This is a genomic window from Caballeronia sp. NCF2 (assembly GCF_023631205.1).
Lineage (GTDB): Bacteria > Pseudomonadota > Gammaproteobacteria > Burkholderiales > Burkholderiaceae > Caballeronia > Caballeronia zhejiangensis.
The window spans coordinates 1-841 of record NZ_JALQDN010000120.1 but is presented as its reverse complement, the minus strand read 5'-3'; the positions used below and the strand labels follow the sequence as shown (position 1 = coordinate 841).

General features: G+C 57.6%; 1 protein-coding gene. It reads right to left on the bottom strand.

The window, feature by feature from the left end; genetic code table 11:
* A partial coding sequence (locus tag NCS02_RS36160) for an IS110 family RNA-guided transposase (protein WP_250520714.1) occupies positions 1 to 734 on the bottom strand: 734 nt, incomplete at its 3' end.
* Between the last annotated feature and the right edge of the window lie 107 nt (positions 735 to 841).

Genomic DNA, 841 nt, shown 5'->3' with positions numbered 1-841 from the left:
GCGAACTGCCGACCATTTGAGAACTCGGAGGCGCTTCCCGCAGCGGCGATGACGGCGGTTGCAATCATCGGCCCGACCCCACGAATCTTTTCCAGGCGCTGGCTTGCAGGCGATGCCCTGTGCACGTGATGAATCAACTCATCGTACCGGGCGATCTGCTTATCCAGCAGGACGAGTCTCTCGTACATATCTCTCATCATTGACCGAGTCAACCCTGTCAGCTCGTTGCATTCGTCGTCGATAATCGCGGGGAGTTGCGTCCTTATTTTTAGAGGTGTTTGGGCAATGACCACCCCGTATTCAGCCAGCAGGCCTCGAATCTGATTGATCTGTGCGATGCGGTCTCGCATCAACAGACTGCGGACGCGATGCATGGACTGGATATCTTGCTGCTCAACGCTGTTGACTGCGACGTAGCGCATGGTCGGGCGGGACGCAGCTTCGACGATTGCCTCCGCATCGTTGCGGTCATTCTTCTGGGATTTTACGAACGGCTTGACGAATCGCGGAGCGATGATCTGCACGTGATGCCCCATTGCCGAGAAGCGGCGAGCCCAGTAGTGCGCCCCACCGCAAGCTTCCATCACGATCCGGCAACAGGGTAGAGCAACGACTACTTCGAGGAGCTTGCTGCGGCTGACTCGCCGGCTCAACACCGGGTGGCCTCGCTCGTCGACGCCGTACAGCTGGAAGATGCTTTTTGCCAGATCGATGCTCAGCAACGAGACGCTCATGACGGCCTCCGCTCATACGTGGATCAGGGAGTGCTCATACTGCCATACCCTCTGATGGCGATCATTTGCATTCACGCATCGAAGGTGGGACGAGGCCATTCCACTAT